Below are 19,641 nucleotides of genomic sequence, written 5' to 3' on the forward strand. Positions count from 1 at the left end.
ATCACAGCATGCCGTTCTGCAACCAGTGCGGGCACGAGAACTCCGAGGGCAGCCGGTTCTGTTCGCAGTGCGGAGCGATGCTTCCTGGCGCGGATCGCCCGGCGGCAGCCCCGGCGACGCCGCCGACCCCCGGTGTCACCGACACAGCGATGCTGACCCCGATCGGCGCCGAGCCGGAGCCCGAGCGGGCCGGCGAGCCGCTGTCGCTGGAGGACGAGGCCGCGGTCGGCGCACTGCCGGCCGGCTCTGCCCTGCTGATCGTCCAGCGCGGTCCGAACGCCGGCAGCCGGTTCCTGCTCGACGTCGACGTGGTCACCGCCGGCCGGCACCCGGACAGCGACATCTTCCTCGACGACGTCACCGTGTCCCGCCGGCACGCGGAGTTCCGCCGGGACCCGTACGGCGTCAAGGTGCGCGACGTGGGCAGCCTGAACGGGACCTACGTGAACCGCGACCGGATCGACGAGGTCCTGCTGACCAACGGCGACGAGGTCCAGATCGGCAAGTACCGCTTGGTGTACTACGCCAGTGGCCAAGCCTGAATCGTCCGCCGAAGGCCGCGGCATCGGGGAGGTGCTGCAGCTCCTGCGGGCCGAGTTCGCCGACGTCACCATTTCGAAGATCCGGTTCCTCGAGGCCGAGGGGCTGGTGACGCCGGCCCGGACCGCCTCGGGCTACCGGAAGTTCAGCTCGGCCGATGTCGAGCGGCTGCGTTATGTGCTGACCGCGCAACGCGACCAGTACCTGCCACTGAAGGTGATCAAGGAACATCTCGGCGCGATCGACCGCGGCCTGCGCCCGGCGCCCGGGGGTCCTCCGGTCGCGCCGGGTTCGTTGCCGGAGACGCCCGGTCTGCCGGTCGCGGAGGATTTCGGTGCCGCGGGCATCGAGCTCAAGCTGACCCGGGACGAACTGCGAGCCGCCGCGGGCATTTCCGCCGAGTTGCTCGACCAGGTCGAGAGCCACGGGCTGGTGGTGGCCCGCGGCAACCACTACGACGGCGACGCGATCCTGGTCGCCAAGCTGGCCGGTGAACTGGCCGGCTACGGGATCGAGCCACGGCACCTGCGCCTGTTCCGTACGGCGGCCGACCGCGAGGCCGGCCTGATCGAGCAGGTCACCGGGCCACGCCGTACCGAACAGACCGGCGAGCTCGCGGCGCTGGCGGTCCGGTTGCATGCCGCCCTGGTCCGCTCCCGCCTACCACACTGAGCCCATCGGCCACGGCACCCGCCGGGGACTGCCCGGGCCTGCCCCGCGGAGTAGGCTGAAGGTGTGCGCGAAGTCGACGTGGTCGGAGTCCGGGTTGAGATGCCCTCGAGTCAGCCGATTGTGCTGCTCCGGGAGGTCGGCGGAGAGCGGTACCTGCCGATCTGGATCGGCGCGGCCGAGGCCAGCGCGATCGCCTTCGCCCAGCAGGGCATGGAGCCGCCGCGGCCGTTGACGCACGATCTGTTCGCCGAGACCCTGCGAGTGCTCGGGCACACGCTCAGTCAGGTCCGGATCGTGAATCTGACCGATGGCGTGTTCGAGGCGATCCTGGTGTTCGACGACAAGACCGAGATCTCGGCCCGGCCGTCGGACTCGATCGCGCTGGCGCTGCGCACCGGGACACCGGTGTTCTGCACCGAGGAGATTCTGGCCGAGGCGGGCATCCCGGTTCCGGACAGTGAGACGAACAACACCGACGAGGTGGAGGAGGAAGAGGAGGTCGAGCGGTTCCGTGAGTTCCTCGACCAGGTGACTCCGGAGGACTTCGACAAGAGCTGAGGACCGGGCTGGTTTTGACCCGCGTGGTACAAGACCAGGTAGGTAACGATTCGAGCGGCAACCGCGACACGCTCACGGCTCGGTGCGGTTGTCGTTGACCCTCCCTGGTCGGCGGCTTACCTTGAAGGAGTTGTGGGGTGTTGTCACTCCACGGAAGTGACCCGTTCCAGTCGGTACCCAGGGAGGCTCAGGCGTGACACGCACCGGCGACACGGATCTGACGGCGCAGTCGACGTCCGAAGCACGCGCCGAGGCGGTCGCTGCCGCCGGCGTCCAGGGCCTGCTCTTCGACGACGACCTGCGGCCGATGCCGGAAGATGTCGGGTTCCGCGGACCGACGGCGTGCCATGCGGCCGGGATCACCTACCGTCAGCTCGACTACTGGGCCCGCACCGGCCTGGTCTCCCCGTCCGTGCGCCCGGCGACCGGTTCCGGGACGCAGCGGTTGTACGGTTTCCGTGATGTCCTGTTGCTGAAGGTGATCAAGCGGCTGCTGGACGCCGGGATCTCGCTGCAGCAGATCCGGACCGCGATCGCCCACCTGAGCAAGCGCGGCATCGACGACCTGACCCAGATCACGCTGATGAGCGACGGCGCCTCGGTCTACATGTGCACCTCGCCGGACGAGGTGATCGATCTGCTGGCCGGCGGCCAGGGGGTGTTCGGCATCGCCCTCGGCGGTGTCTGGCGCGAGGTCGAGGGCTCGCTGTCCGAGCTGCCCACCGAGCGGGCCGACGGTCATGAGGACGGCGATCAGCACGCGAATGATGAACTCGCGGCTCGCCGCCGCGCCCGCATGACCGGCTGAGATCTTCCTAAATCCTGTGCGCCCACTCACCGCCGATTCGCTGCGCGGTGTGTGGGCCACTGTGTTGTTGCCCCTCAACGCCGACGACTCCATCGACTTCGCGCGTCTGCAGGCTCAAGTAGATGTGCTGGGCGCCAGTCAGTTGGACGGCTTGTATGCGCACGGCACGGCGGGCGAGTTCCAAACGCTGACCGAGGACGAGTTCGACCGGATCAACGAGCTGCTCGCGGGAGCGGGCAAGCCGTTCCAGATCGGCGCGAGCCACCCGTCCGCCCAGCTGCAGTTGGATCGCGTACGTCGAGCCGCCGCGCTGGCACCTGGTGCGATCCAGGTGATCCTGCCCGACTGGCTGCCCTTGAACGACCGGGAGGCGCTCGACTTCCTCCGGCGCGTCGCGGACACCGCCGGTGACGTGCCGCTCGTCCTCTACAACCCACCGCATGCGAAGACCCCGGTGCGTCCAGAACTGCTGACGTCGCTGGCCGCCGCCGTGCCGAGTCTGATCGGTCTGAAGTCCGCCGGTGGGGACAAGGCATGGTTCGAGCAGGCGCTGAAGTCCGGCCTGTCCATCTTCGTGCCAGGGCACTTCCTCGCGAGCATGTCGTTACTCGGTGCACATGGCAGCTACTCGAACGTCGCGGCGCTCTCGCCCAACGGCTCGGTGGAGCACGCCCGCGATGTGGACGTCGAACGCCGGATCGGCGAGTTCTTCGGGCAGCACGTCGTACCGCTGCAGAAGGCGGGGTTGTCGAACCCGGCACTGGACAAGTTCCTGGCCGCGGTGGGGGACTGGGCGGACGTCGGTACGCGGGTTCGGTGGCCGATGGTGTCGGCGACCCAGGAGCACGTCGAGGCCGCTCGTCCCGACGCACGGCGGCTGCTGCCCGAACTCTTCGCGGATTCCTGGTAGCCTCGGGACAGCCGTTCACAGCACTCGGGAGAGACCCGTGCGATCGGGCGCCGAAGGGGCAATTCCTCCCCGGAACCTCTCAGGCCCATGGACCGAGTGTCACAGGCGACTCTGGAGCGTGCATTGCTCGGCGTGACAGAGGGGGAGGCGACCGGAAGCACTGTCAGCAACGGAGCCTCTTTGATGAACAACTCACCCCAGATCTCTGCGGCGTTCGCCGACCGGCACATCGGACCACGGCCGGACGAGGTCGCCCGGATGGTGCAGCTGCTCGGGTACGACGACGTCGACGCGCTCGTGGACGCCGCCGTACCGGAGTCGATCCGGTCCACCGAGGCGCTCCGGCTGCCCGAACCGGCCTCCGAGGTCGACGCGCTGACCGAGCTCCGCCAGCTCGCCGCCCGCAACACCGTGGCCACTTCGATGATCGGCCAGGGGTACTACGGCACCTTCACCCCGTCGGTGATCGTCCGTCGCCTGGTCGAGAACCCAGCCTGGTACACCGCGTACACGCCGTACCAGCCGGAGATCTCCCAGGGTCGGCTCGAGGCGCTGCTGAACTTCCAGACCGTCGTGTCCGACCTGACCGGCCTGCCGACCGCGAACGCGTCGCTGCTGGACGAGGGGACCGCGGCCGCCGAGGCGATGACGCTGGCGCACCGGTCGAACAAGAAGAGCAAGTCCGACCGCTTCCTGGTCGACGCCGACTGCTTCGACCAGACCATCGCCGTGGTGCGGACCCGCGCTGAGGCGCTCGGTATCGAGGTGGTCGTCGCGGACACCACCGACGGTCTGCCCGACGGCGACTTCTTCGGTTTCCTGGTGCAGTACCCGGGTGCCGGCGGTGTGGTCCGCGACCTGAAGCCGCTGATCTCCGCCGCGCACGAGCGCGAGACCCTGGTAGCGGTCGCCTCGGATCTGCTCGCGCTGACGTTGCTGGAGGCACCGGGTAAGGCCGGCGCCGACATTGTGATCGGCTCGTCCCAGCGCTTCGGCGTACCGCTGTTCTACGGCGGCCCGCACGCCGGCTTCATGTCCGTCCGGGCCGGTCTCGAGCGGTCGTTGCCCGGTCGCTTGGTCGGTGTCTCCGTGGACGCTGACGGCGCACCGGCGTACCGGCTGGCGCTGCAGACCCGCGAGCAGCACATCCGCCGCGAGAAGGCGACCTCCAACATCTGTACGGCGCAGGTCCTGCTCGCCGTGGTCGCGTCGATGTATGCCGTCTACCACGGGCCGGACGGCCTGAAGGCGATCGCCGACCGTGTCCACGAGTACGCGGGCAAGCTGGCCGCGTCGCTGCGCGCCGGTGGTGTGGAGGTTGTCCACGGCGCCTTCTTCGACACCGTGCTCGCGCGCGTCCCCGGTCGAGCCGCCGACGTCGTCGACGCCGCCCGGCAGAACGGAATCTGGCTGCGCCTCGTCGACGCGGACCACGTCGGCATCTCCTGCGACGAGAAGACCGACGTCGCCGCGCTGACCCGGGTCTGCGTGTCCTTCGGCGTCCGGTACGACGGTTCCGTCGAGGCGGCCGGTCTGCCCGAGGCGGTTCGCCGTACGACGGAGTACCTGACGCACCCGGTGTTCAACACGCACCGGTCCGAGACGGCGATGCTGCGGTACATGCGCAAGCTGTCCGACTACGACTACGCGCTCGACCGCGGCATGATCCCGCTCGGCTCGTGCACGATGAAGCTGAACGCGACCACCGAGATGGAGCCGGTCACCTGGCCGGAGTTCGCCGATGTGCACCCGTTCGCCCCGATCGAGGACGCGGCCGGGTACGTGAAGCTGATCGGTCAGTTGGAGCGCTGGCTGGCCGAGGTCACCGGCTACGCGAAGGTCTCGATCCAGCCGAATGCGGGCTCCCAGGGTGAGCTGGCCGGTCTGCTCGCGATCCGCGGATACCACCGGGCGCAGGGCGATCAGGACCGCAACGTCTGCCTGATCCCGGCCAGTGCGCACGGCACCAACGCCGCGTCCGCGGTGATGGCCGGCATGAAGGTGGTCGTTGTCAAGGGCAACGCCGACGGCACGATCGACCTGTCCGACCTGCGGGCGAAGGCGTCCGAGCATGCGCCGAAGCTTGCGGCCATCATGATCACGTACCCCTCGACACACGGGGTCTACGAGGAGAGCGTTCGCGAGGTCTGCCAGATCGTCCACGACCATGGCGGCCAGGTGTACGTCGACGGCGCGAACCTGAACGCTCTCCTGGGGCTGGCGAAGCCCGGGGAGTTCGGCGGCGACGTCAGCCACCTGAACCTGCACAAGACGTTCTGCATCCCGCACGGCGGTGGTGGTCCGGGCGTCGGCCCAGTGGCCGTGGCCGCGCACCTGGCGCCGTACCTGCCGAACCACCCGCTGCTGGACGAGGCCGGGCCGCAGTCCGGTGTCGGCCCGATCAGCGCGGCGCCGTTCGGTTCGGCCGGCGTACTGGCGATCTCCTGGGCCTACATCCGGATGATGGGTGCCGAGGGCCTGACCGCCGCGACCAAGGCCGCCGTACTGACGGCGAACTACGTGGCGAAGCGGCTCGAGGGTGCCTTCCCGGTGCTCTACACCGGCGAGAACGGCCTGGTCGCGCACGAGTGCATCCTGGATCTGCGGCCGATGACCAAGGAGACCGGGATCAGCGTCGACGACGTCGCGAAGCGGCTGATCGACTACGGCTTCCACGCACCGACCATGTCGTTCCCGGTCGCGGGCACGCTGATGGTGGAGCCCACCGAGTCCGAGGACCTCGGCGAACTCGACCGGTTCTGCGACGCGATGATCGCGATCCGGCACGAGATCGACCGCGTCGCAGCGGGGGAGTGGCCGGCCGGTGACAACCCGCTGGTGAACTCGCCGCACACCGCCGAGTCGGTGATCAACGACAAGTGGGACCACGCCTACACCCGCGAGGAGGCGGCGTTCCCGCGCTCGGTCGACCGCACCTCGAAGTACTGGCCGCCGGTCCGCCGCATCGACGGCGCCTACGGCGACCGCAACCTCATCTGCTCCTGCCCCGCCCCGGAGGCCTTTGAGTAAATGACGGCCGGGGCTAGACCTGAATCCGTGGACACCAGTTGGTTGCCGAGGGCATCGATAGCGCGATCTCTGCCTGCTGGCGGGCTGTAGTGCGCTATCGGCGACATTACCTGCCAGTGAGAGCGCATCACTGGCCGTTTGCTCGGCACGTCGGCTACTTGATCCGCCACCCGGCGGATTCGACCGCTCGGTGCAGGTGTCCAACGGCGCAGAAGGGGTTGCCGACCAGCTCCCATACTGCGATGCCATGAACCTCGGCGGGAGCCGTGAGGATGCCTATCGACTCTCCGGTCGAACTGACCAGCTCGGGCCAGGGCCGGTTCAGCTCGCCCATCGCGTCGTCTTGTAGTTGGAATGCGGCGAAGGCGCATGCCTGCTCCACGCCGCCCCTCCCGACGTCGAGTGGGAACTCATGTCCGCCGGCGGTCACGATGAGGTTGTCATCAGGCGTTCCGGTCCAGGCGCGGTCAGCCCGGATCTCAACCTTCTGCAGTCCGGTCCCGGCAAAGTCGGCATTCAGCCGATCAGCGACGAAGGCGCACGCGGCCCCTGTCTCGCTCTCGGTCCAGATGTCCATGACAGCTCCCAGGTCGTCTAGTCACACCAGTTTGCACTTGATGAAGAACGTCTGCACGACCGCACCCTTGGTGTTGTACGACGTACCAGTGATCTTGAAGATCTGGCCCGGGTTGTACGTCCGGATGTACCGATTCTTCGACTTGTCCCACGTCCTGGCGGGCAGCGAGCCGTGCGGCGGGTAGCTCTGCCTCTTGCCGTCGACCTTCTTCGAGCCCACGTGGATGCTCACCACGTATCGATCAGCGGGCAGCTTCGGGTACGTTCCCCATTGAATAGACGTTCCCGGGCCCTTCTGCTGGATCGACAACCGTCCCAGCTTGTTCTCGTCGGTGTAGTTCGGCGAACAGGAATGGATCGATGTCGAGCCTGAGCCGGGCCGAGGAGTGTCGGCTGCGCAGGCTTTGACTGTAGGTACAACCATCGCTACGAGCGCCAGCGCGTGTGCCAGCGCGCCAGCCTGCACAAACTGTCTCGCGACCTGGTTGTTCTGGCGGCCAGCGGAGGTCCCTGGGATGAGGTTGGCGGCGACGTGGACCTGGTGCAGCTTCTGTTTGAGCTGCTGAATGGCGGACATCGTCGCGTTCTCCGATCTGGTATGGGTGGAGCTTCGGAAGGGAATCGGCTCACCAGTTGGTGAGGTCGTCGGCGAGCTGCTCCCAATGGAACGGCGGAACGGAGGCGGAGCGCAGGGGACGCGAGGAGACAGAGGTGCCCCTCTCAGCACGTCCGCTCCGCCGGATCGATGGCGATCAGCACCTGATGGTCGCTGCGCAGGAGGTGATCGCGTATCTCCAGTGGATTGCCGAGAACTGCCAAGTGGTGCAAGGTCGGTACAACGAGCGGTAGACCATCGGACTCCAGTAGCGAACCCAGGAGGTCGAACACCGCATCCGGCGGGCCGGGGCTCTGGACATACACCTTTCCAAGCCGATATCCGCTGGCAGAGGCACAAGCGATCAGCCTTCGGTGTGTTGCCAAGAGCTCGCCGGTGTTTCTCACGAAGAGCATCGACATGAATCCGAGAGCCGACATCTCTGACCCCTCCTGGAGCCGTTCGAACCGTGAGGTCGTCTGCCGACGACGCTCGCGAGACCGTTCGATTCCAGACGTTCGGCAAGTCCCGCTGCGTCCGCACCCGACCTCGAAATGATCGATGGCGGACGCGACGATCATCGGCTGGTCGTCACCGCTCACGGCGGCCAGCAGGCGTGAAGTGCCTCCGGGGACTCGATCTCTTCGACCTGGATGAAGCCCAGCTGGACACTTCGCCGTCAGGCCCTGGTCGTCACTGGTCCCCGCCACCGAGCTCTCGCAGCACTCGCTCGCCATCGGAATCGTCAGACCTGTGGTGATACACCGGGCGATGAACAAGGCTGCCGTCACAGTTCGTCCTTCCTTCTCCAACGGCATGCCCTGGGCTCTGCCGCTCGCGGGGTCTGCGCCATGCCAGGCGCTCCGGCCGATGGGTCCTAGACTCCGTCAGAGCGACGGTTACGGAGAGGTATTAGCCGCGTCAAAAGCGTCAACTTCTGCGAGAATGTGCAAGGCGAGGTTGGGGAGATGGTGCGCTTGTGAACGAGGTTCTGGACGAGCTTCTGCGGCAGCTGAGCTGGTCACCTCGTATGTTGGCGCGCCGTCTCAACCGAGATTTCGGCGCGGGAACGGTCGCGGAGACAGCGCCCTACCACTGGCGAGACTCGGGCGGCGTGCCTCGGCCGCCTCTGCCCGCTCTCGTAGCGCATCTCTTGTCCTCCGAGCTTGGCCGATTGGTGACGGTCAATGAGCTCTGGCAAAGGCGCGCAGTGGACTCGCCGTTGGTGATCGCAGCAGACGCGGGTATGCGCCAGCCTTGGACTCGAGCTGGCACTCTCAGGGCTATCGACGACTGGGTGGTGACAGGGTTGTTGGACAGACGAACCTTTCTGGCGATTTCCGGCGCTGGCCTTACATCGATTCCAGGCGACTACTTGGGGGCAGGGAAGGCTGCACACGAGTTCGCCCGTGCCGCCACAGATAGTCCGCTGATTGAGCAGATCGAGCAGACAATCCCGTTGCTCCAACGGTTGGACGACGCCAGCGGAGGTGGTGGTCATCTCGAGTACGTGGGCGCACAGTTCCGCTCCGTCGCATTGCTGGTGCGCCAAGGTGGACAGCCACGTTCGATCGAGACTCGCCTGCTTTCCGCACTCAGCGAGATCGGCCAGTTGGCTGGTTGGATGGCCTTCGACGCCGGCCTTCACGGCCCGGCGCAGCGCTACTTCCTCACTGCCCTTCGGGCTGCTCACGAGTGCGGGTACAAGACGATGGCCGCTCACATCGTGGCCGATCTGGCTTTCCAGGCCGCTACCCGCGAGCAGTCGTCAGATGCGGTGGCACTGGGCGAATCTGCAGCCAAGATAGCGCGGCGCGCCCCGGCGAGCGTTCAGGCATCAGTCCACACCCGCCTCGCCTACGGATATGCCATCGCGGGTGACATGCCCGCGTTCGAACAAGCCCACAAGAGCGCTCTTGATGTGCTTGCTGAAGCTGACCGGGCCGAGGATCCTGCCTGGATGTACTTCCTGACCCCGAGCCACCTCGATACGCAGGCCGGCTACGCGCTGACGCACGCCGGGATGCTCGCCGCCGACAGCGGCAACGCGTCAACGGGCCGTGCTCTGCTGCGCGAGGGAGAGAAGCTCCTCCGCGACGGCGCTTACGACAGTCCGCTCACCACACCTGCGCAACGCCGCGCGCTCTTCGAGGGGGCCTGGCTGGCTACCGCGGCCGCCGGCCGGGGCAACCTGGAGGAGGCCTGCGCTCTTGGACGGACAGCCGTGGCGCGGACCGCGACAGTGCGCTCCGGTCGGAGTCTCGAGGTCCTCGGTAGGCTCGCGGCGCGGCTGCGGCGATCCAAGCGCAACGAGTACGTCAGGGACTTTCTGCCTTCGCTCGAAGCTTGTCTCGCTAGGACGTCGGCGTCATGATCCAGCATGTTGTCGTCGTGGGTGCTGGTGTGATTGGGCTGACCACCGCTGTCGGGCTTGCTGAGACAGGTCACCGAGTGGATGTAGTCGCGGCCGAGCCACCACGGGCGACCACCTCGGCCGTGGCCGGTGCACTTTGGGGACCCTGGCTGGTCGAGCCGCGTGAGCGCGTCCTTCCTTGGGCCGCCCACACTCTGAAGATCCTGCGCGAACTCGCCGAACACCCGAATTCAGGCGTCCGGATGGCAACTGGCATCGAGGTGTCCCGAACGAGCTACGAGCCACCTGACTGGGCCGGCCTGCTGCCTGACCGGACGCCGTGCGCGTCAGGGGCCCTTCCGCCTGGCTACCGCCACGGCTTCCGGTACAGCGCGCCGCTGGTTGACATGCCCGTTCACCTGGACTACCTACTGGCCAGACTGCGAGCTGCAGGTGGGACGGTGACCATCCAGCGGTTGACAGCGCTGAACCAGGCAAGCGCGGATCCGCACGCCGTAATCGTGAACTGTTCGGGTATCGGCGCCAGGCGGCTCGTTCCCGACTCGGACCTTTTTCCGATCCGTGGCTACCACGTCGTGGCCACGAATCCCGGTCTGACGGAATTCCTCGAAGCCGACACCGAAGATCCGGTGGACCTGCTCGCCATCTACCCGCACCGCGATCATGTAGTACTTGGCGGAACCGCCGAGCCTGAGGTCTGGGACCGCCGGTCAGATGATGCAATCGCGGCCGCCATCGTCGACAGATGCGCGAGACTCGAACCCCGCCTCGCTGCGGCCACGATCATCGAGCATCGAGTCGGCCTACGCCCGACCAGAGCTGCGATCCGTGTCGAAGCCGAGCGATCAGCGGTCGGACGCCTGATTATCCACAACTATGGGCACGGCGGCGCCGGCGTGAGTCTCAGCTGGGGGTGCGCGCAGGAGGTCGCCTCGCTTCTCGCCAACGTCGCTCGAGCCACAGATGATGGTCGTCCGGCGTAGCACCCCAGGCCGAGCGTGGGGTTGCACCTAATATGACGGGATGTCGATGAGTCTGTCGCCAGGACGCGTTCTACCGGCTCCCGGGCTGCGAATGCCTGGTGACACGCGCGCTGATCTGTCCGAGTTTCGCCTAGGAGGCCGCTGAGTGACTTCAGTTCGTCCTGTTACCGCCGACGCTCTGTACGCCGAGATCGCCGCTGCGCAGAGCGAATGGAAGTTGCCCTCGGTCAACGCGGGGGTGGTGCGTGACGGTTCGCTGGTGTGGACCGGGTCGCGCGGGAAGTTCGCGACGGCGGACGGTTGTGCGCCCGGTCCGGATGTGCAGTATCGGATCGGGTCGATCACGAAGACGATGACCGCGATGCTGGTGATGCAGTGCCGCGATGACGGGCTGCTCGCGCTGAACGATGCCGTGGGCAAGCATCTGCCGGGGATCGCGTTCGGCGACCGGACCGTGCGGCACCTGCTCGCGCATTCCGGCGGCATGAACGCCGAGCCCGAGGGCGCTTGGTGGGAACGCAATCCGGGCGTCTCGTTCGACGAACTGACGGCGGCGATGGACGAGTCCCAGGCAGCCGGCCCGGCCGACCGCCGGCACCACTACTCGAACCTCGGCTACGCGCTGCTCGGTGAGATCGTGGCCCGGCTGCGGGGCGAGTCCTGGCTTCAGCTGGTGCAGTCCCGCATTCTCGATCCGCTGGAGATGCGGCGTACGTCGTACTTCCCGTCGGACCCCGCCGCCCAGGGTTTCTCCGTGCATCCGTTCAGTGGGCGGCTGCTGGAGGAACCCGCTCACGACTCCGGAGCGATGGCGCCGGCGGGGCAGTTGTGGAGCACGATCGAGGATCTGGCGAAGTACGCGATGTTCTGGATCGACCCCGTGCACGAGATCCTCAGCCGCGACACGGTCGAGGAGATGGCGTCGCCCGCGGCCTCGGACCCACGCGAGAAGCTGACCGCTTCTTATGGCTTGGGTCTCCGGCTGATCGCCGACGATCCGCAGCTGTTCATCGGGCACACCGGCTCGATGCCCGGATTCCTCGCCGGGCTGTTCGTCGACCGGACCCGTCGCGTGGGTGCGGTGACGTTGGGCAACGCGACGTACGGCCGGGTCGCATCCCTGCCACCGGACCTCGTGCGCATCCTCGTCACCCACGAACCGTTCCTGCCGCAGGAATGGGTGCCCGAGCCGTCGCTCACCCAGGGCGATGACCTGTTGGGGCACTGGTACTGGGGCAACACCCCACTCACGATCTCCGTCTCGGCAGGCATCCTCACCATGACCGGCGGCCTGACCACCCGGCTGTCCCCACTGGGCCGCGACCTCTACCAAGGCCGCGACGGCTACCTGGCCGGCGAAACCCTCCGCGTCCATCGCGACGGCTCCCGCATCACCCACCTCACCGTCGCCACCTTCACCCTCACCCGCAACCCTTACGGCGCCTGAGTTGTCCACAGGCCACGACAAACAGGTCGTCGTACGCCCTGCGCTCTGAGTATCCTGTGCGGCACTGCATGGAGTAGATCAGGGGTAGATCACCCGGCTGCTTACCGGGAAGGCGCAGGTTCGAGTCCTGCCTCCATGTCGAAGGCCGGCCGGCCCTGGTCGGGGCCGGCCGGTACCACCTTGGAGTAGCTCAGTGGTAGAGCACCCGGCTCTGAACCGGGAAGGCGCGAGTTCGAGCCTCGCCTCCAGGTCTGTCAAGACAACGGGGAGGCCTCGTGCCGGAGGAACCACAGCTGACGGCGTCGTCCGCCTACGCGGTCGGCCAGTTGCGGCAGGCTGTCGAGCGTGCGCTGGCAGCCGACGACGCGCGGGTCCGCCGGCGTGCGATCGCCCGGGCCGAGACCTGGCGCTCGGTACTCGACGGGATCGCGACCGGGCGGCTCGAGGTCGGCTCCCGGACTCCGGTGGCGGACACTCCGGCCTGGGTGACGCTGGAAGTCGCGCACGGTGGTTTCGCGACGGGTCGCTTCCTGGCCGAGGCGCCGCTGACCGACGACGAGCTGGAGCGGCTGCGGAACCTCCCGGACGATGCGCCGGGAGAGACCGATCGGGAGCGGCTCAACTTGTGGTACCTCGGCGACGACGGGCTGGCCGAATCGCGTCACGCGCTGCGCACCGGCCGGTACCGGGTCGACGTACCCGAGGAGTCGGCGCTGCTGGTCGTCGGCTGGCTTCTCGATCACGACCACGTGGCACCGGCGCTCGACCTGGTGGCCGAGCTCCGTCCGTTGATGCACCGGCTCCGGTTCACCCCGCGCTTCGAACCGGTCTCGGCCCCGTCCGGTGCGGTGGTCCGGCTGCAGCCGGTCTCCGAGGTCCGAGACTCGTTGCGGCAGGCAACAGTCCGGCCGCCGATCGCCGCCATGCTCGAGACCCTGCGCGTCTGGAACCCGCTGTACGACCGGCTGGTCGAGCTGTGGTGCGACACCGTCGAGGGCGCATTGCCCGCGGTGCACAACAACACAGCCGGTACGTCGATCGCCGGGGACTGGCCGTGCCGGGTCTGGCCCGCGGACTGGGCAGAACGCCGCCTGCAGTGGCTGTCGGACTACCGAGCTGCGGCCGAGGTCCACCGGTTGTCGGACAGCCATCGTCATCCGAAGAGCAACTTCGCCCGGCTCCGGGGTGCGCTCGAGCGATGCCCCGAAGACAGCTCTGCGCTGTCCGGTCGCGACGTCGGCTGGATCCGGCGGGCGCTTGCCAACACCATCTCCGCACACGGTGCGCCTGGATCGGAGGTCCGCGCCGCGCTGCGCACCACGCAGGCCGCGGTCGCCGCGCGGCCGACCCATGCCGCGCTCGCCCAGGTGCTGAGCGCCCGACTGGACAGGTACCCCGGCGACGGCGGACTGCCGTCCCTCGCTCCGATCGAGGCCGATGTCGCGGAGGACGATGCATCGCTCGCGCCGCCGGGATGGCCGATTCCGACGCAGCTGGTGGCGAAGACGGAGCGCGCACTGGAGGCGCCGGTCGGCGAGCTGGTCGAGCGCGGAGTGATCGGTTCTGGCGAGGTACTGGCCCGCGTGCTGCCGCAGGTCACGTCGCAGTTGCTGGCCGCGAACATCGCCGATGCCGCGCTGGCCTCGGCGTACGCCCGGACCTATGGTGCCTTCCGGCGGCGGCGCAGTCTGCTGCTGCTCAACCTCGAGCATCAGGTGCGGTTCGAGGAACTGCCGTGGATCGCTGCGGTGTCGCCGTTCCGCGAGCGGCGTGCAGAAGCCGCCCGGGCCGCTGAGCAGTCGCTCCGGGAGACGACCGTGCTCGCGCTCGGGTCGTTCCCGCAGGCGATCCTGCCGAATCCGTTGACCCGCGAGCTGGGTGCTCTGGCGACCCAGGCCGGGCTCCGGCTGCCGCTGGTCGAAGAGGTCGCGGCGGACATCTTCATGGGCACGTTCACGACGAAGTGGCGGGATGCCGCGACGATCGCGAGCCGACTGCTCGACGGGACTCTGTACGCCCGGTACTACGACCTGCCGAGAGACTGGCCGGACGTGGAAAGACGACGGAGGAAGCGCTGGGGGAAGGGCACCGCAGACGACTTCGCAGAGCTGTGCGTGCGTCGTTCCCAGGAGGCCACGAGTGAGCAGGCATCGGGCAGCCGCGTCGCCGCGAACGGCGCGGTTCTGGAGCAGAGCCAGATCCTCACGACGCACAACCTCGCCGTCCTGGTCGACGCGCTGGGACTGACGGACCGGGTTCGGGAGGCCGGGCCCGAGCTCGCCGAGCGCGCCCTCGCGTGGTCCGTACGCCGGTTGACCCAGCCCGCACCGACCTGGGTCAGCGGCCTTCAGGCGATCAAGAACGCGGCGTACTGCTGGCGGCAGGGGATCTTCTTCCTGAGTTTCTGCGACCAGGCTGCCCAGCTCGAAGCAGTCGGTCGACTGCGCGATCGTGCGGCCGTCCTCGGTCCGCGCTTCGTTCCGGCGGTCGAGGGCTTGGCCGCGATCGTCGCCGGGGAGCGCTTCGATCAGGCCGGTCGTGTCGCCGTGAACGGGCGCCGCCTGCTCGGCTGGAGTGTCGGCCCACACTGGGCCCAGCGCGACTGACTCCTACCTCGCCTGAGGGATTGTCAGGGTGTAGACGCCTGGCTTCGGTCGGGTTTGTAGTTCGTCTTCCAGGGGGCGGGCTTCGTCGGGGCGGCCTAGTGCGCGGAGGGTTTGGATCACTGTCTGGAGTGCGGGTGTTGTTCGTCGGACGGTCAGGGCCTCCTGGTACGCCGCCAGTGCGTCCTCGAGTCGGTGGGCCGCCCGGAGGTCGTCACCCAGCAGACCGAGTGCCAGGACGAGCTTCTCGTTGTCGTCGCCGTTGCGCAGGTTGGCTCGCAGGATCGCGACGGCGGCCTCGTCGTTGGGCACGGCTTCGTCGTAGCGCTGGAGCTCCCGGAGACTGCCGGCCAGATTGACCAGGTGGTGGATCTGGGCGGTCGGCGTCGTCTCGTCGAGCGTGCGGGAGACGTCGAGCGCCTCCGCGTACGCCGCCTGCGCGCGCTCGTGCTCGTCCAGATCCGACAGGCAGTGGCCGAGGTCGGTCAAGGCGCCCACGAGTGACGAGCGTCGATCCGGATACTCGGCTGCGAGCGGCCGGAGGATGTCGGCCGCCTGTACGAGCAGTGGCAGAGCCGCGTCGTACTCACGCAGCTTCACGTGCCGATCCGCGACGAGACCGAGTGCCCGGGCGTGCTTACGGTTCGCTTCGTAGGCGAGCTCGGCGCGGGCCATCAGCAGTTCGTCGGCCTCGGCGCCGACCCGGTCGGCCGGGAGCTCGCTGACGCTGGTCTCGAGCCGTTCCATCGCGTCGGCGAGGTAGAAGCGTTCCCAGTAGTTCTCGCCGACGGTCCGGTAGACGGCGACCAGTTCCTCCGCGACGAGGGCGGCATCCTCATGCCGGTCGAGGTTCTCCAGCGCTGCCCACTGCAGACTGAGCGCCGGGGCGAGCCGTTTGAGCTCGGCCGGTCGGACGAAGCCGAGTTTGCGCAAGTTGACGGCCGCTTGGGCCGCCTCGTCGGCAGCGTCCTCGTGCTTCCCGGATCGGAAGCTCTTCGAGGCGTATCTGTACTGGGCGATGGCTTGCCCGAGGTACAACGACCGGACGCTGTCGCCGAACAGCAGGACGACGAACGCACCGATGACCGTGATCGTCTTGCCGGGTCCGATTCCGGCGATCCACAGGACCAGACCGGTAACGGCTGCCAGGCCTCCCAGGACGCGGATCGGGTACCGCCGCAGTTTGTCCATCATCCCCACCCCCTTGGTGGGATCCGACGCGTGGGGAGCCGGTTCGGTTGCCGGTGACCGTGACGATTCCCACTCCTTGGGTGGTGGAGTTGACACGGTGTGTGAGGCGGAGAAAAGTTAGGCCTGCCTTAGTAAGGCTTGCCTTACTCGATAACTTTCCCGGGAGATCTGGTGCCGCATCCTGCGCGTGTGACCGCGTTGCCCTCGCCTGTGCGCAACCCGTTCGATTCCGCGTGGCCGTTCGCGTCGACTGTGTCCGATCGTGACCGAGGGCCGCTCCCGCACGGATCGCCGGCGGAGGTACTGCGCCGGACCGCCGAGGTGCTGGGCGAGCCGCGGGTGCCGTCGTCGGGGGTGGGTGAGTCGGCCGCGCTCGACCTCATTGCGGGGCTGCTCGATGAGCACGGGATCGACCTGAGCCACCCGCACGCGGCCGCCCACCTGCAGCCGCCGGTGCTGCAGGTGGCGGTCGACGCCGACGCGCTGGCGTCCGCGAGCAACGCGTCGATGGACACCTATGACTCCGGTCCGGCGACGCTCGCGATCGAGCAGTGGGTGGTGAAGGCGCTGGCCGGGCTGGCCGGCTTCGGTCCGGAGGCGGACGGTGTACTGACCCCCGGCGGCTCGATCTCGAACCTTCTGGCCGTGCTGATCGCCCGCGACAGCGCTGCCGCCGCAGTCGGGATCGACGTACGGCGGAACGGCGTACATGGGCTCGATCACCCGGTCGTGTTCTGCTCGGAGCTCGCCCACTTCTCGGTCCAGCGAGCCTGCGCCGCCCTCGGGCTCGGTGAGGAGGCGGCGATCACGATCGCCTCCGACGAGGAGTTCCGGATGCGTACCGACGTACTGGCTGACGAGTTGGCCAAGCCGGGTCGTACGCCGGTCGCCGTGATCGCCACGGCCGGTACGACGGACTTCGGCTCGATCGACCCGATCGCGCCGATCGCCGAACTCGCCCGGCAGTACGGCGCCTGGGTGCACGTGGACGCGGCGTACGGGTTCGGGGCGCTGTTCTCCGACCGACTCGCCCCGCTGCTGGCTGACCTGGCCCACGCGGACTCGGTCACCCTCGACCTGCACAAGATCGGCTGGCAGCCGGCTGCGACCAGCGTGCTGCTGGTGGCCGACCGGAACCGGTTCGCCGCGTTCGGCCGCTCGGTCGACTACCTGAACCCGGCCGACGACATCGACTCCGGACTGGACGGGCTGCTCGGCCGCAGTCTGCAGACCACCCGCCGCCCGGACGCGGTGAAAGTCGCCACCACGCTGACGGCGTACGGGCGAGCCGGACTGGGCACAATGCTCGACACCTGCCACGAGCTCGCGCACGCCGCCGCGGCCCGGGTCGTTGCCGACAGCAACCTCGAGTTGCTGGCGCCGGTGACCCTGACCACGGTGCTGTTCCGGGTCGCCGGGCAGGGCCTGGAGGCGGCCGCGGCGGACGCTCTCCAGGGTGAGGTCCGGCGCCGGTTGCTGACGTCCGGGCGGGTGCTGATCGGCCGGACCAAGCTGCCGGCCCGCGGCGGCCGCCCGGCAGTGGTCGCGTTGAAGCTGACGCTGCTGAACCCGAATGCCACCGCGACGGACATCGAGGACCTCCTCGATCAGGTCGTGGCCACCGGCTACGACGTCCTGGCGGAGAGCGGCGAAGGAGCAGCGTGACCTCATCGAACTCATCCGATCCGTCGACCTCGGCGACGTCGTCGCTCGCGACGGCTGTTGCGGCTCATCTGAACGCGATCCTGCGGTGCTACACGCGGGAGACGGCGGTGCCGGTCGTCGTCGGTCCGCTGACCCTGGCGGTCGGCGACTCGACTGTGACCGCGCGGGTGGACCACGCGTCCCGGACCGGGCTGCACCAGTTCACCGACGTGCTGCTCGACGGCGTACCGCCGGCTCCGGAGGACCTGGTCCGGGTGCTGTCGGCCGACGCCGACCCGGCCGAGATCGACCCGGCCGAGATCGACGACCTGGCAGCGCGTACGGCGGAATCGGTCCGCAACGTCGCGCGGTTCGTCGGTGAGGCCGGCGGTGAGCGCGGACCGGGTCGTTTCCTGGAAGTCGAGCAGGCGCTGCTGCTCGGTCACCTGAATCATCCGGCGCCGAAGAGCCGGGACGGATTGAGCGGCGACGAGCTGGCGGCGTACTCGCCGGAGCTCGGCGGCCGCTTCGCGGTGCACTGGTTCGAGGCCGACGCCGAACTGGTGTCGTCGGACCAGGTGGCCGGCGCGCCCTCGCTGCAGGGACTGGACGCTGTGCAGCTGATGGGCGCGCTGGCCGGTATCACTCCGTCGGCCGGCCGAGTGCTGATCCCGGCCCACCCGTGGCAGGCGGCGTCCGTTATGCAGCGGCCGCGGGTGGCTGAGCTGATCGCTGCCGGTCGTGTGAAGGCTCTGGGAGCTCAGGGGGCGGAGTGGTACCCGACCTCGAGCCTGCGGACTGTGTTTCATCCGGACATGTCCGTGATGCTGAAGCTGTCGCTCGGTCTGCGCATCACGAACTCTCGACGCGAATCGACGCCTACTGAGTTGCGCCGCGGGCTGGAGATCAACCGGCTGCTGGATGCGGCCTACAACGCCGGTACGGCGACCGCACACCCGCGGTTCTCCATCGTCCGCGACCCCGCGTGGGTTGCTCTTGACGAGGGTGGACCGACATTGACTGGACTTGACGTTGCTGTACGAGAAGTGCCAAGAGACGTCAATAGTTATCAATGTTTGGCGGGTCTAGTCGCGCCACGGCCAGGCGGAGTGGCGCGGCTGAGCGAGTACGCCGCGGACGATCCACTCGGCTGGACGGCGTCGTACATCGACAACCTGTTGATCCCGATGCTGCACCTGTACGCCGAGACAGGCATCGGCCTCGAGGCGCATCAGCAGAACACTCTGGTGCGCACAGACAATGCGGGCCGGATCAAGGGCGGTGCGTACCGCGACAACCAGGGTTACTACCTGGCTTCGTCGTACCTGCGTGGACTGCTCGGTGTGACCGGGCTGCGGGACTCCACGCTGGCTGTGGTCGAGGACGCCATCGTGGATGACAGGCTGACGTACTACCTGCTGCACAACCAGGCGCTGGCCGTTGTCGGTTGTCTGGCTGTCGACGGAGTCGCGGACGAGACGGAGCTACTCGGTGTGGTGCGTGAGCGGCTGACGCTGGCCTTGCCGTTGCTGATGGCTGCCGGTCCGGATGGCGACCGGCTGGCCCGCCGCTGGCTGGAGGCTGACACGTTGCCGTGCAAAGCGAACATGATGACCCGGCTGCGCGGCATCGACGAGGTGGTCGCGCCGCTGGATGCTCAGTCGGTCTACCTCGACATCTCGAACCCGCTCCGATGAGGTGTGACGTTCG

At 68.1% G+C, this 19,641-nt stretch carries 16 protein-coding genes, 2 tRNA genes and 1 riboswitch; of the genes, 14 read left to right on the forward strand and 4 right to left on the reverse strand.

The window, feature by feature from the left end; genetic code table 11:
• Window positions 1-8: 8 nt before the first annotated feature.
• The 6 genes from ACIBG5_RS03385 to gcvP all read left to right on the forward strand — a co-directional run bounded on the left by ACIBG5_RS03385 (window position 9) and on the right by gcvP (window position 6,518).
• Window positions 9-542, forward strand: coding sequence for an FHA domain-containing protein (locus tag ACIBG5_RS03385; RefSeq protein WP_396389820.1), 534 nt, complete (start codon window positions 9-11; stop codon window positions 540-542).
• Window positions 529-1,212, forward strand: a complete 684-nt coding sequence (locus tag ACIBG5_RS03390) for a MerR family transcriptional regulator (RefSeq protein WP_396389821.1) — start codon at window positions 529-531, stop codon at window positions 1,210-1,212. Before ACIBG5_RS03385 ends, ACIBG5_RS03390 begins: the two co-directional genes overlap by 14 nt.
• A 63-nt stretch (window positions 1,213-1,275) precedes the next feature.
• Entirely contained in the window at window positions 1,276-1,770 is a 495-nt protein-coding gene (locus ACIBG5_RS03395) for a bifunctional nuclease family protein (RefSeq protein ID WP_396389822.1), read from the forward strand.
• Window positions 1,771-1,963: 193 nt separating this feature from the next.
• Window positions 1,964-2,578 carry a MerR family transcriptional regulator gene (locus ACIBG5_RS03400; protein WP_396389823.1) on the forward strand — a complete coding sequence of 205 codons (615 nt, stop codon included), beginning with the start codon at window positions 1,964-1,966 and terminating at the stop codon, window positions 2,576-2,578.
• A gap of 16 nt (window positions 2,579-2,594) precedes the next feature.
• Entirely contained in the window at window positions 2,595-3,488 is an 894-nt protein-coding gene (locus ACIBG5_RS03405) for a dihydrodipicolinate synthase family protein (protein WP_396389824.1), read from the forward strand.
• Between the two features lie 15 nt (window positions 3,489-3,503).
• Window positions 3,504-3,593: riboswitch (glycine riboswitch) on the forward strand.
• Between the two features lie 78 nt (window positions 3,594-3,671).
• The gene (gene gcvP, locus ACIBG5_RS03410; protein ID WP_396389825.1) at window positions 3,672-6,518 is read left to right on the forward strand and encodes an aminomethyl-transferring glycine dehydrogenase; all 2,847 of its coding nucleotides are present in this window, start codon (window positions 3,672-3,674) and stop codon (window positions 6,516-6,518) included.
• Between the two features lie 154 nt (window positions 6,519-6,672).
• On the opposite strand, the gene ACIBG5_RS03415 is transcribed toward gcvP, so the two are convergent.
• The 3 genes from ACIBG5_RS03415 to ACIBG5_RS03425 all read right to left on the reverse strand — a co-directional run bounded on the left by ACIBG5_RS03415 (window position 6,673) and on the right by ACIBG5_RS03425 (window position 8,129).
• On the reverse strand, window positions 6,673-7,095 hold the full coding sequence (locus ACIBG5_RS03415) for a hypothetical protein (protein ID WP_396389826.1): 423 nt from the start codon (window positions 7,093-7,095) through the stop codon (window positions 6,673-6,675).
• Between the two features lie 21 nt (window positions 7,096-7,116).
• Entirely contained in the window at window positions 7,117-7,326 is a 210-nt protein-coding gene (locus tag ACIBG5_RS03420) for a hypothetical protein (RefSeq protein ID WP_360439827.1), read from the reverse strand.
• Between the two features lie 488 nt (window positions 7,327-7,814).
• Complete coding sequence (locus ACIBG5_RS03425; protein ID WP_396389827.1) at window positions 7,815-8,129, reverse strand: hypothetical protein; 315 nt, start codon at window positions 8,127-8,129, stop codon at window positions 7,815-7,817.
• Window positions 8,130-8,668: 539 nt separating this feature from the next.
• Here ACIBG5_RS03425 and ACIBG5_RS03430 point away from each other — a divergent pair.
• The 6 genes from ACIBG5_RS03430 to ACIBG5_RS03455 all read left to right on the forward strand — a co-directional run bounded on the left by ACIBG5_RS03430 (window position 8,669) and on the right by ACIBG5_RS03455 (window position 15,099).
• The gene (locus tag ACIBG5_RS03430; RefSeq protein WP_396389828.1) at window positions 8,669-10,063 is read left to right on the forward strand and encodes a transcriptional regulator; all 1,395 of its coding nucleotides are present in this window, start codon (window positions 8,669-8,671) and stop codon (window positions 10,061-10,063) included.
• The gene (locus ACIBG5_RS03435) at window positions 10,060-11,046 is read left to right on the forward strand and encodes an FAD-dependent oxidoreductase (RefSeq protein WP_396389829.1); all 987 of its coding nucleotides are present in this window, start codon (window positions 10,060-10,062) and stop codon (window positions 11,044-11,046) included. Before ACIBG5_RS03430 ends, ACIBG5_RS03435 begins: the two co-directional genes overlap by 4 nt.
• A gap of 145 nt (window positions 11,047-11,191) precedes the next feature.
• Window positions 11,192-12,493 (forward strand): serine hydrolase domain-containing protein, encoded by a 1,302-nt coding sequence (locus ACIBG5_RS03440; protein ID WP_396389830.1) that lies wholly within the window; start codon window positions 11,192-11,194, stop codon window positions 12,491-12,493.
• Between the two features lie 67 nt (window positions 12,494-12,560).
• Window positions 12,561-12,632 (forward strand) — tRNA-Ser (locus tag ACIBG5_RS03445).
• A gap of 40 nt (window positions 12,633-12,672) precedes the next feature.
• Window positions 12,673-12,744: transfer RNA gene (locus tag ACIBG5_RS03450), tRNA-Gln, on the forward strand.
• A gap of 24 nt (window positions 12,745-12,768) precedes the next feature.
• Entirely contained in the window at window positions 12,769-15,099 is a 2,331-nt protein-coding gene (locus tag ACIBG5_RS03455) for a hypothetical protein (protein ID WP_396389831.1), read from the forward strand.
• Between the two features lie 3 nt (window positions 15,100-15,102).
• Here ACIBG5_RS03455 and ACIBG5_RS03460 read toward each other — a convergent pair whose 3' ends face one another.
• A complete protein-coding gene (locus ACIBG5_RS03460) occupies window positions 15,103-16,290 on the reverse strand; it encodes a tetratricopeptide repeat protein (protein WP_396389833.1) in 1,188 nt (395 codons plus the stop codon).
• A 186-nt stretch (window positions 16,291-16,476) separates the two neighbouring features.
• Here ACIBG5_RS03460 and ACIBG5_RS03465 point away from each other — a divergent pair, with 186 nt between their 5' ends.
• Entirely contained in the window at window positions 16,477-17,952 is a 1,476-nt protein-coding gene (locus ACIBG5_RS03465) for a pyridoxal phosphate-dependent decarboxylase family protein (RefSeq protein ID WP_396389834.1), read from the forward strand.
• Window positions 17,949-19,628 carry an IucA/IucC family protein gene (locus ACIBG5_RS03470; protein ID WP_396389835.1) on the forward strand — a complete coding sequence of 560 codons (1,680 nt, stop codon included), beginning with the start codon at window positions 17,949-17,951 and terminating at the stop codon, window positions 19,626-19,628. The genes ACIBG5_RS03465 and ACIBG5_RS03470 overlap by 4 nt, the downstream gene beginning before the upstream one ends.
• Window positions 19,629-19,641 lie beyond the last annotated feature (13 nt).

This window comes from Kribbella sp. NPDC050241 (assembly GCF_044459685.1).
Lineage (GTDB): Bacteria > Actinomycetota > Actinomycetes > Propionibacteriales > Kribbellaceae > Kribbella.

Excerpts from the sequence above, each read along its gene's own strand:
- ACIBG5_RS03460 (WP_396389833.1), bottom strand. The coding sequence starts at position 16,290 with ATGATGGACAAACTGCGGCGGTACCCGATCCGCGTCCTGGGAGGCCTG.
- ACIBG5_RS03435 (WP_396389829.1), top strand. The coding sequence starts at position 10,060 with ATGATCCAGCATGTTGTCGTCGTGGGTGCTGGTGTGATTGGGCTGACC.
- ACIBG5_RS03385 (WP_396389820.1), top strand. The coding sequence starts at position 9 with ATGCCGTTCTGCAACCAGTGCGGGCACGAGAACTCCGAGGGCAGCCGG.
- ACIBG5_RS03415 (WP_396389826.1), bottom strand. The coding sequence starts at position 7,095 with ATGGACATCTGGACCGAGAGCGAGACAGGGGCCGCGTGCGCCTTCGTC.
- ACIBG5_RS03425 (WP_396389827.1), bottom strand. The coding sequence starts at position 8,129 with ATGTCGGCTCTCGGATTCATGTCGATGCTCTTCGTGAGAAACACCGGC.
- gcvP (WP_396389825.1), top strand. The coding sequence starts at position 3,672 with ATGAACAACTCACCCCAGATCTCTGCGGCGTTCGCCGACCGGCACATC.